The organism is Mesobacillus jeotgali, assembly GCF_900166585.1.
Taxonomy (GTDB): Bacteria; Bacillota; Bacilli; order Bacillales; family Cytobacillaceae; genus Mesobacillus; species Mesobacillus jeotgali_A.
This window is the reverse complement of the sequence record NZ_FVZC01000008.1, coordinates 627,919-641,531: the sequence shown is the minus strand read 5'-3', so window position 1 is coordinate 641,531 and position 13,613 is coordinate 627,919. Positions and strand designations below refer to the sequence as shown.

Genomic DNA, 13,613 nt, shown 5'->3' with positions numbered 1-13,613 from the left:
ATCGTTTAACTGTTAAACTGTTTAACTATTAACCTTTTTAAACTTTACTCCTTATTGGTTTTGAAGTCAAGATAGCAAAAAAAAGATGGCGAATATTATCGCCAGCCCATTAAAAGGTATTATAAATATTTTCGCATTCTTCGCCAGTAGGTTCATAGAAACAATGCAGCTTAAAACGCCCCGCATGCGGCTGATTGTACCAGGTGGGCGGGCAATCTCCCGGCGGCCTGAAATACCAGAGAGCGAATTTGGACGGCCATATCCGTTCGCCTTTTACTGCACGCCTTGCAAGCCTCTTTTCCGATTCCCTGGCCCTCTGGTAAAAATAGCCCTTCTGGGTAGCCTCAAATGCATGTTCCTGGTAGACCATCTGAGGAATCGTCCTTAATCCTTTAAAGTCAGAACAATTCCCCCTGATTCGGTTGATTCCCACATTTCCTATCATCAGCATTCCCTGCTGGCCTTCCCCCTCACCCTCCGCCCTGAGGAGTCTCGCCAGCAGGTCTATATCTGCCTCTGTATGCTTTACTACTGCCATGGTTTAAACCTCCGCTAGTTAATATTACATTTTATTTCCAAACAGCTTGTGCCATCACATAATATTATTTTTAGTCCCAGAAAACCAGGAAGGGGCTTATTTTTCACCAATAATAAGGGTATGGAGCATAGTATGGGTACGGGGCATAATATGGATAGCCGAATCCATATCCATAAAACGGACTGAACAATGCCGCACCCAGCAATCCTGCGGCTAGCCCGCCTAAAAATGGCCCTCCGAAGAATGGCCTCCCCCAGAAGGGTCTTCCGAAAAATGGCCGGCCAAAAAACGGCCTTCCGAAGCCAAACGGCCTTCCAAACCTCATATCATTTTGATCAAATGGCACCTGGTTGATTGCATGTGAATACTGATTTGAAACAGTCATTGCATTTTCCTCCTCTATTTTTTGTAGTCTTCTTACAGTTTAAACAGCAAGAAATGTTCCTTTTTACAAAAGGTTACTAAAGATTATGCAAAAACAAAGAAATTTCCTGGGTGTTTATCCATCTGAAGAATGGATTATTTAGGTATTTATCCAGTTTCCCGGATAATCCCCCTCTTTTAATGCAAAAGAACATTTGGGCAGAGGACTGCATATAGTACCTCAAAGACGAAATAAGGATGAAATGCTATGCCAGTCACGATCAATCTCTTTTATTTCAAAGTGAACAGCGTATCGGGAAATGGCTCCATCACCATTGGATCAGCCATCCATAACAGCCATACTGCTAACGATAAGTCACAAGGAATAAATTCTTCTTTTGGAGATGCATCACCAACTGAAGCATTACTGGATAATGTCTATATTGATCCGGATGTAAATGATCAAGCAGCGATTGCCACTGCGGATTCAACCTTCCAGGGAGTCCCTCTGGTCCCGGTCGATGAACCCATCATATAGTCTCCCTGGTCTAAATGAGGGGTTCATTGCCGCCTCTTGATTAAATTAACCTGGAGCAGCAAGAAGACAAACAGCTGTCATGAGTAAAACAAGGAGGTTTTCGATGCCTTACCAAATAAATATTTTCAATATCAAAGTCAATGGAATCACTCAAAACGGAAACCTGGATATAGGACCTACCGTCCATAATAGCCACACGTCTAACAGCAAGAACTTCGGAGTCAATTTTTCTCTAGGTGATTTCTCGCCATCATCTTCTTTGCAGAATACCGGGATTTTGGATCCAGATGTCAGCGACCAGGATCAAATCGCGAACCCTTCAGCTCCTATTGCGAATCAAATATAGAAACTTCTATGGGAGGGCCATGACATGGATATGGAGAAAGTGAAAATGTGGCTCGAGTTGACGAATAAATATCCAAAAGATGATTTTTGGCGGGGGTTATTCAATCATGGGATCCCGGAGAGAGTGGTTCATGCAAGTGATGATTTCCCTTTATACGATATTTATAAAAATGAATCCGCCATCTGCCTGGTCATCGAGGTTCCAGGCTTAAGCAGAAGCGATCTGTCTGTTGCACTAAGGCAGGAAGACACTCTGGTGGTAAAAGGAAAAGTGAGATCTTTATTTCCGCCTGATATGGAGGTCAAAAGGGAAAGGTTTTACGGTGAATTCGAACGCTTGATTCCGCTTCCCGAACCTACCGAGGCCAGGTTCATTCAATCCAGCTTCCAGGATGGCATTTTACAGATTACCTATCCACGGCAGTTTGCTGCAAATGCAGACAGCCAGGATGATAGAATACTATAAACCTTTTTAACTCCAAAAATATCCATCATGTGCCGATGCGTTTTTAGGGATTATTTGCGGGTAAAGTCTTAATACCTTTCTCAGGTAAAAACTAATACAACCAAGGAGGTATTAAGATGGCTCAAAATAAGAATGATAGTATGGAACGCGAGGAATATTTCAAGGACCGGGCTGGGACTGATGAAGCAAGATTCCATGCCGTACCCCATGATGAAGAGGGGTGGGCAGTCAAAAAAGAGGGACAAGATGACCCTGAATTTACTTCAGGCTCAAAATCCGAGGCTGCAGATGAAGCCAAACGAATGGCTGAAGAAGCCGGCACAATGGCTTATATTCATGATGAAGATGGCAAGATTGAGGAACAGTTTAATTATAGCAACTAGATTTTAACCCTGATTGGCAAAACCTATAATATAATCAAAGCCTTGCAGATTACTGCAAGGCTTTTAACCATTAAGCTTTTAGAACATCGTGGTCCACATAACGCTCACCGTTCAGTTCACTGATCACATTGATCGCAACCTTCGCGCCGTCGCCAGCTGTGATGATGGTGTGCATGCTTACGCCTGCGCAAGTGCCTGCAGCCCAAACACCGTCAACATTTGTTTTTCCGGCAGCATCCACATCGAAAATGGTCTTGATTCTTGGCTCTGTGCCATCTTTTGTGGCAAGACCTGATGCTTCAGCTACATCCGTCATCATGCCTGAAGCGATGATCACATGCTTTGCTTCATACTCGCCATTTTCAGTAACGATTTTAAGGCCGCTTTCTGTTTTGCTCACAGAGGTTACAGTAGTTTCAACGAACTCAGCACCAAATTTCTTGGCCTGCTTGATGCCAGTTTCGACTAAGTCAGGACCAGCGATTTCAGGAGCGCCATAATGGTTCTCCATCCATGCGCGCTTTGTCACACTTTTATTGTTGTCCAATACGATTGTTTTCTTGCCAGCCTTCGCTGCGAAAATGGCTGCGCTTCCGCCTGCAGGGCCAGCTCCGATAATTGCCACATCATACATAGGAAAATTCCTCCTTTTATTTGATCCACTATTATCATATCAAATTTGTTTCCATAAGCGAATATTTTAAAACTAGCAGTTTGGCCATATTATAGTCTTCTAATTGGTTGGCCAATTTTTGTGATTTCTGATTACTATAAATCTGCTATCCCCGGTCCCTTTCTCACTTTTTCAAGTATGATTCCCACGTCAGGGAATTATCGGTAAGAGTCCTGAAATTGTTTCGCCTCCCTAAAAAGGGGTATTAAATGCTAACTAGGTTGCTAAGTAACTTCTAAGAACTAGTACATCAGACTGAGATGGAGGAACTAACATGATACGGTTTGCAAATGTATCCAAGAAATACAATGATGGATTCCAAGCATTGAAAAATATAGATCTGGAACTCGAGTCTGGAAAGATCCACGCCATAATCGGGCCAAGCGGCTGTGGAAAATCAACAACCATGAAATTGGTCAACCGCTTGATCAAACCTTCAAATGGAAATGTGTTTATCAATAACGAAGACATTTCAAAAATTGATCCAGTCCAGCTCCGCCGCAAAATCGGATATGTCATTCAGAACATAGGGTTATTTCCGCATATGACAATTGCGGATAATGTTGCCGCGGTACCAAGGCTTTTGAAGTGGGATGAACAAAAAACCCAGACAAAAGTCAATGAACTGCTTTCCATGGTTCATTTAGATCCAAGCATATATCGGGACAGGAAACCGCGCGAGCTTAGCGGAGGCCAGCAGCAGCGAGTAGGAGTAATCAGAGCCCTTGCCGCAGAACCTGAAATCATTTTAATGGATGAGCCATTTAGCGCTCTCGATCCTATAAGCAGAGAACAGCTGCAGAACGAATTAGTCAACGTTCAAGAGGAACTTAAAAAGACCATTGTTTTTGTAACGCATGATATGGATGAAGCGATCAAGATTGCCGATAATATCGTCCTCATGAAGGATGGTGAAGTCGTTCAGGTTGGATCACCAGACTATATTTTACGACATCCCGCAAATGACTTTGTTAAAGACTTCATCGGTAAGGACAGGCTGCGGGAAAAGCAGGAAATCCCCACAGTAAAAGAAGTAATGACTGATAATCCGGCAACTGCCTATCCTGAGCGGGGATTGGCCGCGGCATTAAAGCTAATGGAACAAAGAAGAGTGGATTCCCTTATTATTGTCGACCAAAAAAGACGGCTGCTGGGATATACTCCAATCCTAAATGTTCTTGGCCACTACCAGGACGAAACGAAAACATTAGGAGATGTGATGCTTCCATTTACCTATACCGTAGAGCCTGATATTCCCTTTACCGTCGCACTCGAATACATGAGCCAGCATAATCTTCCCTATGTTCCAGTAGTAACGAATGAACAGAAGCTGGTGGGAATCATTACCCGCGGCAGCATGGTACGGCTGATGGCGGAGGTCTTCCCAATCGAAGAAATCTTTCCTAATGAACATGAGGTGGTTTAAGTGAAGCTCCTTCAGGATTATTTTGAATTTTTGCAGCTGCGTATGCCTGATATTGCTGCCCGGTCGGGGGAGCATTTAATGATTGTCGGCCTTGCCGTTGCTTTGGGGTGCCTGGTTGCCATCACAACAGGTATTATCCTTACCCGCATTAAAGAGGGACCTATTTCAGCCCTTGTTTTCGGCATCGTCAATATATTCCAAACAGTACCAACCATTGCCCTTCTGGCTATGTTAATCCCGCTGATGGGAATTGGTTTAAAACCTGCCGTGTTTGCCTTATTCCTATACTCCCTCCTCCCTTTATTGCGGAATACGTATTCGGGCATTAAAGAGGTCGACCAGGGGGTCATTGAATCAGCAAGAGGGATTGGTTACAGTTCCATGCAGCGATTGTGGAAAATCGAAATGCCTCTCGCATTTCCGTTCATTCTGTCCGGTATCCGTCTTACTACCGTTTATATCATTAGCTGGACCACACTTGCCGCTTTGATCGGTGCTGGGGGACTTGGAGATTTAATTATTGCCGGAATGGCGAATAATGATAACTTTCTTATTTTCACAGGTACAATCAGCGCAATTATCCTAGCACTTCTTGTAGATTTCATTCTTGGGTTCATTACGCGAAAAAATAGAGAACAAAGCCGGCAGGCAATGTAAAATTCTAAAAATGGGGAGAAAAATATGCCTAAAGCTATCACTATTCTAGCTGCTGCCCTTTTGGCTTTGCTTTTATCGCTATCAGGCTGCAGTTCAAAAGATACGATTAAAATCGGCGCCGCCACATACACAGAGACAAAGATCATGGCTGCGATTTATAAAGAACTCATTGAAGACCGTACAAATTTAAAGGTCGATGTCATACCAGACCTGCTATCGAATTCCATGATCTTAAAATCGATGGGCCGAGATGATATCGATATGGCCTTAATGTATTCTGGCGTTATCTTTAATAATTTTTTTCCCGTAAAACAAACCACTGACCGGGAAGCTGTGCTGAAGCAGGCGCAGGAGGGTTTCGACCGCCACTATAATTTAAAATGGTTTGATCCGCTTGGCTGGGAAAATACGTATGCCCTTACCGTCAGAGAGGATGTGGCGAAGGAAAAGGGCCTTAACAATGTATCAGATCTGCAAAAATATCAATCTGATATGGAGTTTGGAGTGGATTCATCATGGATGGAGAGGAAGCAGGATGGTTATCCGGCATTTATTAAGCATTATGATTTCAATTTTCAAAAGGCCTATTCAATGGATGTTAACCTTGTCTATGAAGCAGTAGCCAGCAAAAATGTCGATGTTGTCCTTGCCTACTCTACTGATCCGAGGTTGATTGAATACAAATTAAAAACCTTAAAGGATGACAAGCGCTTCTTCCCGCCATATGATGCTTCGATGGTGGCAAGGAATGAAATATTGGAAGCTCATCCGGAATTGAACGAAATCATCGAGGAACTTACAGGCAAGATTGATGAAGAAACAATCACCAGGCTTAATTATGAAGTAGATATCAATAATCGAAGTGAACGAGATGTAGCACGAGAATTCTTACAGCAAAAGGGCCTCCTTAAAAAATAAATGGAGTGAAGAAAATGACTTTTTTAAAGGAACTATTCACTTATATCAAGGATAACCTTGATATGATCTTACTATATACTGGACAACATTTGCTGATGGTACTTTGCGGGGTAGCAGCCGCCCTAATTGTTGGAACCTTGCTGGGAATCCTCTGCAATCGATACCCTAAGCTCGCACCTGTTATCCTATCAGTTGCAAATATCATTCAGATTATCCCCAGTTTAGCCCTGCTTGCATTGTTGATGCTTTATTTCGGGCTAGGTTTTTATACTGTAGTAGTCGCACTTTTTCTCTACTCACTTTTGCCGATCATCCGGAATACCTATGTTGGCCTGCAACAGGTCGACCGATCCATCACTGAAGCCGGGCATGGAATCGGAATGACGTATTTTCAACTGTTGACTAAAGTCCAGCTTCCTCTGGCAATGCCTTTCATTATGGCTGGCCTGCGTATCGCCGCAGTCATTGCAGTCGGCGTCGCCACACTTGCTCCATTCGTAGGCGGAGATGGGCTGGGACGCGAAATATTTTCTGGCATCAATTCTAGAAATGACATTCGCATTTATGTCGGAGCTATTCCAGCATCTATTTTGGCGATCATCGCTGATTTGAGCCTGGGTACAATCGAGAGAAAATTAAAGCTATAGTTTTAAGAAGCAGCATCGAACACCGATGCTGCTTTTTGCTTTGGTATGCATATGCTTTATGTGAATATGTTAAAGTAAGAGGAATCAAACCGGAACTTATTAAGAATGGAGAACGGGTATGAGCCAATACTTTGATCCAGGCAAGGAAAATGTCTTTCAGCTGTTTTCAACCGCTCATCTTATTACTCTAACAGTTTTTTTGCTAATTATATTCTTATTGTTCTTTTTCCGCATGCACTTAAGAAAACCCGTGCTCAATCGTGCTGCCAGAATTGGCATGTTCACGATGTTAATCCTTTCAGAAGTAAGTCTGCAAGCCTGGCTTTGGTGGAGCGGTCATTGGGCATTCCAATACTCCCTGCCCCTGCATCTCAGCAGCATTTCTCTTATTCTTTCAGCCATTCTTCTGTTGAATAAACGGTATGCATTGTTTGAATTCACATACTTCGTCGGCGTAGGAAGCGCGCTTCAGGCAATGCTCACACCGGATATCAGTCTTTATACATTTCCGCACTACCGTTATATCCACTTTTTTGTTTCACATGGCGGCACGGTCATCGCGAACTTGTTCATGGTATTCGTGGAAGGTTTCAAACCGACCGGCAAGTCCATATTGAAGGCATTTTTGTGGTTGAATGCATACACATTACTAATTTTTGTCGTCAACTTCCTGATTGAAGGGAATTATATGTACATTTCCGAAAAGCCGGTAAATCCGTCGCTGATTGATTATCTCGGACCATGGCCCTGGTATATCCTTTCACTGGAAGGCATTGCGTTCATCACCTTCTTGATTTTATATATTCCATTTTGGGCGAGATCAAAAAAAGCATTCCCTTCAAAGTAGAAGGAATGCTTTCATGTGCCATTGATTTCAGGATTTACGAGTTATGATAATTTTTATACCATTTAACAAAATGGCTTAACCCTGTCTCCAATGGTGTAGCTGGAGAAAAGCCTATTTCCTGCTGTAAGTCAGATATGTCCGCAAACGTCTCCTTTACATCACCTGGCTGCATTGGCAGGAACTCCGTCATTGCTTTTTTGCCGAGCAGTTTCTCCAATATTTGAATGAATTCTGTTAACTTTACCGGATGGTTGTTACCTATATTATAAATTTTATAGGGAGCATAGCTTGAGCTTGGATCAGGATTTTGAGGATCCCAATCGGGGTCAGGAGAAGGTGGGCGATCAACCAGCCTGATTATTCCTTCTACTATATCATCTATAAAAGTAAAATCCCTTTTCATATCGCCATGATTGAACACTTTGATCTTCTTTCCCTCGATGATGTCCCTTGTGAATGAGTAATAGGCCATATCCGGTCGTCCCCATGGTCCATAAACAGTAAAAAATCGAAGGCCAGTAGTAGGAATATTATACAAATGACTATAGGTATGAGCCATTAATTCATTGGCTTTTTTTGTGGCGGCGTACATACTTACGGGATGATCGATGGGGTCGGATGTAGAAAAAGGAACCTTCTCGTTCGCGCCGTAAACTGAGCTTGAAGAAGCATATATTAAATGTTTTACACTATAGTTCCTGCATGCCTCTAAAACATTTAAAAAGCCGGTGATATTGGATTCGACATATGAATGCGGATGAGTGATGCTGTAACGGACTCCAGCCTGAGCAGCGAGGTTGATCACAATGTCAATGGAGTGATGTTCAAAAATGGCATTAAGCGAACCAGCATCCTCCAAACTTAATTTAAAAAAATGGAAGCCTGGAATTTTTTCCAAAATCTCAAATCGCTCTTTTTTCAAGGTCACATCATAATAATCATTCAGGTTGTCTGCGCCAATTACCTCATACCCCTCTGCTAATAAACGACATGAAACATGGAAGCCGATAAATCCGGCAGCACCCGTTACCAGTATCTTCATTTTCACTGGTCCTTCTCTTTTTTTCTAATCTTTTTAACCTCTTCTTCCGCTTCTTCTTTTGTGAGAGGTATTGGCTTATTTGTCCACTCTGCATAGAGTTTCGGGTTGATCGCTTTGACCTGTTCCAGAAAAGAATCGAGGAATTTCCTTTCATGCAGGTTCCTGAATAGCTCAAGCGGACGTTTTTGTTTTTTGGAGAATGAATAGACATGATCGATTAACTTGAACCCCTGCCCAGTGATAAATATATGCCTTAATGGTGCATCGATTTTTGTAAAGCCTGATTCTTTCATGGATTCCAGAATCTTTAGCAGATTGATTGTGACTTCTTCCTGCAGTTTCGATTGCTTTTTTAAAAACGTATTTAAATCCGGTCCCTGCAAATATTCCATTAAAATATAATTAGGACCTGTTTCATAGACTTTAGGAATAAAAGAAAGGTGCTGACTTGACAGTAGAACCTCCCTTTCTTTAAGAAAGTGACTCTGTTTTGGGTAAATTTTTACACATTTATCTTCATCAACCCGATAGACTGCCCCCTGACGCCCTTGACCTATTAGATTATGGGTTAGATTCTCATATTTCTCTTCAGTGTTATCAGTAAACCGCTTATAATCCACTTGATTTTCCATTAAAAACACCTTCCATTTATTATATAGACCCGGATCCAGTTTTTTTACATGTGACAAAAAGGAATCCTGCAGTAAAATTCCCTTCAAGTCATTGAGCAATGAAAGCGGAATGAGAGAATTCCCCTTGATTTCTTTAATAGGACTGATCCATTTTAACTCTTCATTCCCAGTGACAAAGATATGATCCAATGGATCGTTGCCCATCATTAATTTTGCCTTTTTCATGCCCTTTACGATTGTCAGAAGGTTTATAGCGATATTTTCAGGAAGGTACGTACAGTTCTTAAGATAATCCTTTAGGGTTGGCGCATCGTAGAATTCTCTGATCATAAAATTCGGCCCGACTCTATATAACTTTGGTATAAAGGATAAATCCTGGGCCGCATACAGGCCATCCGCCTCCAGCTTAAGCTGATCCATGTTTGTGTAGACTTTCAAACAATGTTCATGGGATATTTTAAAGATGACACTTTCGGACCCCCTGCTGACTATTGGATAGTTCCGGCTGGCATCAATTTCAATCTTTTCAGCACTTTGGTTTAAATTAATAGATTCAAAAAACTGCATGTTCTTCCTCCTAATAATTCATCATAATACTGAGCCTGCAGCCGAAGCTGCTTCTTTTCATCAAAAAGCTTTTCAACTTTCTTTCTTGCGGCAATTGTATAATCCCGCCACAATGCCCTATTGCTTAACATAAATTCAAGAGCCTCCGCAAGCTCATCAACACTATTTTCTTCAACTAAGAAACCTTCGTGTTGATGTGTGATCAACTCAGGAATGCCTGCATGATTGGTGGAAATCACAGGTACACCAAGTGCCATTGCCTCTTTCAACGTATTGGGTATGCCTTCAAGATCTCCATTTGATGCTTCCAGGCTAGCCGCACAAAACAAATCAGCATTTGCCATACGCTTTCGTACTTCATCTTTATGAAGATGACCAAGCAGCTGGAAAGATTCACCCAAATTCAGTTGAGATGCCAGTGATTCCAGTTCTTCCTTCATTTCCCCTCTGCCGATTATTGTCAGGGTAGCCAGAGGAAATTTACCACTTATCTTGCTAAATGCTTTCATTAGAACTGGATGGCCCTTTTTTTCCACTAACCTTCCTACAGTCAGAATCGACTGTGAACCCTCCATGGCCGGTGCCCTGTAGTGATATTTGGATAAATCGACTCCGCCATAAAGTACTTTGACTTTTTCCGGCGGGCATCCCCACGAAATGATCCGGTCAGCTAAGTATTGGCACACAGGAAAGAATAGGTCACCTTTTTCAAAAAGCATTCTCATGTTTTCTAAATAACCAACCGGCTGATGCCCTAATGTGGCGTCCCTGCCGCGGATACTGGTCACTAAAGGGAGCTTTGTCTTTTCTTTAAACGGCAGCAATAAAATCCCTAATTGTCCATGATGGGCATGTAGAAGCGAAATATCATGTTTTTTCACAAATTCATTGGGTAAAAAAATTTCACTCAGATAATGGACCTTTTCGTTCAAGAGAGAAAGATCCGTCATATATTTGGGATCTCGCACTAAATGGATATAGTCATAACCGGGGACATGACGTATCTGGGGAATATATTGCGTAGGATCAATACGTAAATTTAAATGCATAGCTGTCGGCAAATCCATCTTCTCCTTTCCATTGAATATGCATGTCAGTGTAGAGTATGCAAAACAAGGAAGGGACGATATGGACAGAGAGGCAAGAAAAAATTTCAGAATGTGGAAATCGGTTGTTTGGGAATATGGTGAGAATCCTAACAAGGATGCGGCCGGCCAGCAAAGAAAAGCCTTTTTCTATTAAACACAAAAAGCCCGGATAAAATTCCTAACCGGTTCCGTTTCGAGGGAGAAAAAATAGAATAGCAACAGCTTTAGAGAGCTAAATAACACATTATTTAGCTCCTTTTATTTTTGTTGTGATATAAGGCTTTCTGGTTTATTAAGGTGTAAAATCAGATAGAAATTAACATACATTTTTACACACTACTAATAACGTATAAGTAAGGGTACAAATGCGCTGTGAATTTAAATGCTAATTGCATTGCTAATTACTTACCTTTTGTTAGGATCCAGGAAGGATTGCCGGCACTATGTGCGGAATTCATTATTAAACTGAAGAAGCAGGCTTATTGAAAGAAGGAGTTTTTGATGGAATTAAAAGCAAATAAAAATTATATTTGGGTATATAATTTTTTATCCCCTATGGTGTATGAGAGAATTATGGTTAGTTCGATATTTAGATTTGTTGGCTTCTGTTCCAAGAGCTATAATATCAGCCATTATAAAAATAGTTATTTGGGTCATTCCAGTTATGTTTTTAGTCAAAATCATGGAGAAAACCGACTTATCTTCGTATTTAGGGTTACGTCAAAACTTTAGAAAAGGTTTAGAATGGACAGGGTGGGCATCCTTAATCCTCATATCCTATTTTCTCGTATTAAATATAATAGAGAATAATATAGATTTTCAATTAGGGTTTAACGAATGGCTCAATGTTATTCTATTAGTCGGAATAACTGAGGAGATCGTCTTTAGGGGATTTTTATTAAGATAACTTATGGATTTTCATAGATTTTGGATCGCTAATACAATTACATCTTTACTCTTTGTAGCCATTCATTTTCCCATTTGGTTTTATAAAGGTCTTTTTGAATTCCCTTCTATTTTTAGTTCCATAATAACAATTTTTGTATTGAGTATTATATTTGGGGTTGTATATAAGAAAAGTAATTCTCTTTGGTCAGTAATTATGATTCATTCATTCTATAATTTCTTAGTGTCACTTTTCTACTAACGGGTTCGTTAATCCAGAAAGGATTTAGGCACCCTTTTATTGAAATCCTTATTTAACGAACGAAGCAGGAATTTTGAATAAGGGAATTGGATATTTGCAAGGGGTGTTAACAATGAATTTTGAAGAAATTGATATAAAGAAACATCGAGATACAGTAGTTGTATTTAGGAAAGATTCATTTTATGTAAGTTTTGGAGATACTACAGGGTTCGGTGATGAAAAAGAATATCTCCATTGGTTAGATGAAAAAATATCAACTTTTCCAAAAGGCTTTATTTTAGTGGAGGAGGACGGTAAATATATCGGGCAACTTGAATTAACTGTTCGTGAGTATGAAGGTAACAATATTGGGTATGTAAATCTTTATTATTTAATACCCGAAATGCGTGGGAAGGGCAGAGGAAAAGAATTGCACAGTTATGCTTTGCAATTTTTCGGAGACAGCAAAGTAAGTGAGTATCATCTGAGAGTTTCCCCATCAAATGCTGCTGCGATTAAATTTTATCGTAAAATGGGAATGGAAGAAGTTGGTCCAGAGGTTGATGGGAAAGTTATAAGGATGAAGGGTTATTTATAAGCGAGGATCCAGGGGGGCTTATCTCCCTTTTGTTGAATTCCTTATTCGACTAACGGAGCAGGTTAAAGAAGAATAATTCCTCGAAAAAATACTGACAATATGGTTGGTATTGTTGTTTTTAAAAAACGAGGTGTTCCTCTTGGTGAAGCTATTTATAGTGACAGTTATATTAGTTCTTTTAGTTGCCCTCAAAATGCCCAGAAAAAGAACTAGGCACGAGTTACTAGCTACAATACAGTTTGCATTGTTGATGAATTTTGTAACTGATTTGTATCTTGATTTAAAGTACAAACTTTACTGGTATTTTGATAAAGAACAAATAGAATGGTTGTACCTATCTGTAGCTCTTGGTGAGGTTGCTGTTCTGCTTATTATTTTTAATTATTTTCCTCTGAATTCTAATGCCCTTAAGAAATTTATATATATCTTGGGATGGACATTCATTCTTGTATTTCTCGAATTGTATGCAGTTTATATTAGAGTTTTACATTATGGCGAATGGAAAACAATCTATTCGGCGGGGGTTTACTTTATTTCATTGTACATCCTTTATTTCGTATTGGACTACACAGCGGATAAAAGAGAAACTCAGTAATAAAGTCCCGATTTATTCTTGAACTAACGGGTGCGTTGATCCAGGAAGGATTAAGCACCTTTTTTATTGAATTCCTTATTAAACAAAACAAGCTAATAGTTTGTCAATATTTTTCATTAAAATCTAAAATTCAACCGTGATATACTAAAAAAGGGTATACCAAA

Annotated in this window: 18 protein-coding genes; 12 read left to right on the top strand and 6 right to left on the bottom strand. The window is 40.5% G+C overall.

Going from position 1 to position 13,613, the window contains the following annotated elements:
* Nucleotides 1-109 precede the first annotated feature (109 nt).
* Together B5X77_RS08255 and B5X77_RS08250 are read right to left on the bottom strand one after the other, a co-directional pair.
* Entirely contained in the window at nt 110-538 is a 429-nt protein-coding gene (locus tag B5X77_RS08255) for a cell wall hydrolase (RefSeq protein ID WP_079506971.1), read from the bottom strand.
* Nucleotides 539-641: 103 nt separating this feature from the next.
* Nucleotides 642-923 carry a spore coat protein gene (locus tag B5X77_RS08250; RefSeq protein WP_373887803.1) on the bottom strand — a complete coding sequence of 94 codons (282 nt, stop codon included), beginning with the start codon at nt 921-923 and terminating at the stop codon, nt 642-644.
* Between the two features lie 246 nt (nt 924-1,169).
* Between B5X77_RS08250 and B5X77_RS08245 the strand changes: the two genes are divergently transcribed.
* The 4 genes from B5X77_RS08245 (at nt 1,170) to B5X77_RS08230 (ending at nt 2,633) form a co-directional block, all read left to right on the top strand.
* Complete coding sequence (locus tag B5X77_RS08245; RefSeq protein WP_079506969.1) at nt 1,170-1,439, top strand: spore germination protein; 270 nt, start codon at nt 1,170-1,172, stop codon at nt 1,437-1,439.
* A gap of 103 nt (nt 1,440-1,542) precedes the next feature.
* The gene (locus B5X77_RS08240; protein ID WP_079506967.1) at nt 1,543-1,785 is read left to right on the top strand and encodes a spore germination protein; all 243 of its coding nucleotides are present in this window, start codon (nt 1,543-1,545) and stop codon (nt 1,783-1,785) included.
* Nucleotides 1,786-1,809: 24 nt separating this feature from the next.
* Nucleotides 1,810-2,250 carry an Hsp20/alpha crystallin family protein gene (locus B5X77_RS08235; RefSeq protein WP_079506965.1) on the top strand — a complete coding sequence of 147 codons (441 nt, stop codon included), beginning with the start codon at nt 1,810-1,812 and terminating at the stop codon, nt 2,248-2,250.
* A 116-nt stretch (nt 2,251-2,366) separates the two neighbouring features.
* Entirely contained in the window at nt 2,367-2,633 is a 267-nt protein-coding gene (locus B5X77_RS08230; RefSeq protein ID WP_079506963.1) for a DUF2188 domain-containing protein, read from the top strand.
* Between the two features lie 70 nt (nt 2,634-2,703).
* Here the strand turns inward: B5X77_RS08230 and B5X77_RS08225 are convergent, their stop codons facing one another.
* Nucleotides 2,704-3,267: an FAD-dependent oxidoreductase gene (locus tag B5X77_RS08225; RefSeq protein ID WP_079506961.1), complete on the bottom strand. Its 564-nt coding sequence runs from the start codon at nt 3,265-3,267 to the stop codon at nt 2,704-2,706.
* A 313-nt stretch (nt 3,268-3,580) separates the two neighbouring features.
* On the opposite strand from B5X77_RS08225, the gene B5X77_RS08220 reads away from it, so the two are divergent.
* The 5 genes from B5X77_RS08220 (at nt 3,581) to B5X77_RS08200 (ending at nt 7,801) form a co-directional block, all read left to right on the top strand.
* Entirely contained in the window at nt 3,581-4,732 is a 1,152-nt protein-coding gene (locus B5X77_RS08220) for an ABC transporter ATP-binding protein (RefSeq protein WP_079506959.1), read from the top strand.
* Complete coding sequence (locus B5X77_RS08215; protein WP_257391753.1) at nt 4,733-5,389, top strand: ABC transporter permease; 657 nt, start codon at nt 4,733-4,735, stop codon at nt 5,387-5,389. It begins immediately after the preceding gene.
* Between the two features lie 24 nt (nt 5,390-5,413).
* Nucleotides 5,414-6,307, top strand: coding sequence for a glycine betaine ABC transporter substrate-binding protein (locus B5X77_RS08210; protein WP_079506957.1), 894 nt, complete (start codon nt 5,414-5,416; stop codon nt 6,305-6,307).
* 14 nt (nt 6,308-6,321) lie between these two features.
* Nucleotides 6,322-6,954: an ABC transporter permease gene (locus tag B5X77_RS08205; protein WP_079506955.1), complete on the top strand. Its 633-nt coding sequence runs from the start codon at nt 6,322-6,324 to the stop codon at nt 6,952-6,954.
* A gap of 118 nt (nt 6,955-7,072) precedes the next feature.
* A complete protein-coding gene (locus B5X77_RS08200; RefSeq protein WP_079506953.1) occupies nt 7,073-7,801 on the top strand; it encodes a YwaF family protein in 729 nt (242 codons plus the stop codon).
* A 34-nt stretch (nt 7,802-7,835) separates the two neighbouring features.
* Here B5X77_RS08200 and B5X77_RS08195 read toward each other — a convergent pair whose 3' ends face one another.
* Genes B5X77_RS08195 through B5X77_RS08185 form a run of 3 tightly spaced genes read right to left on the bottom strand, consistent with a single transcriptional unit; the run spans nt 7,836 to nt 11,103 of the window.
* Complete coding sequence (locus tag B5X77_RS08195; RefSeq protein WP_079506951.1) at nt 7,836-8,843, bottom strand: NAD-dependent epimerase; 1,008 nt, start codon at nt 8,841-8,843, stop codon at nt 7,836-7,838.
* Nucleotides 8,844-8,845: 2 nt separating this feature from the next.
* Nucleotides 8,846-10,042, bottom strand: coding sequence for a hypothetical protein (locus B5X77_RS08190; protein ID WP_176167267.1), 1,197 nt, complete (start codon nt 10,040-10,042; stop codon nt 8,846-8,848).
* A complete protein-coding gene (locus B5X77_RS08185; RefSeq protein WP_079506949.1) occupies nt 10,015-11,103 on the bottom strand; it encodes a glycosyltransferase in 1,089 nt (362 codons plus the stop codon). The genes B5X77_RS08190 and B5X77_RS08185 overlap by 28 nt, the downstream gene beginning before the upstream one ends.
* Before the next feature lie 937 nt (nt 11,104-12,040).
* Between B5X77_RS08185 and B5X77_RS23990 the strand changes: the two genes are divergently transcribed.
* The 3 genes from B5X77_RS23990 (at nt 12,041) to B5X77_RS08165 (ending at nt 13,449) form a co-directional block, all read left to right on the top strand.
* Nucleotides 12,041-12,277 carry a CPBP family glutamic-type intramembrane protease gene (locus B5X77_RS23990; protein WP_079506945.1) on the top strand — a complete coding sequence of 79 codons (237 nt, stop codon included), beginning with the start codon at nt 12,041-12,043 and terminating at the stop codon, nt 12,275-12,277.
* A gap of 112 nt (nt 12,278-12,389) precedes the next feature.
* A complete protein-coding gene (locus B5X77_RS08170) occupies nt 12,390-12,854 on the top strand; it encodes a GNAT family N-acetyltransferase (protein WP_079506943.1) in 465 nt (154 codons plus the stop codon).
* Nucleotides 12,855-12,996: 142 nt separating this feature from the next.
* Nucleotides 12,997-13,449 (top strand): CBO0543 family protein, encoded by a 453-nt coding sequence (locus B5X77_RS08165; RefSeq protein ID WP_079506941.1) that lies wholly within the window; start codon nt 12,997-12,999, stop codon nt 13,447-13,449.
* The last annotated feature ends 164 nt before the right edge of the window (nt 13,450-13,613 follow it).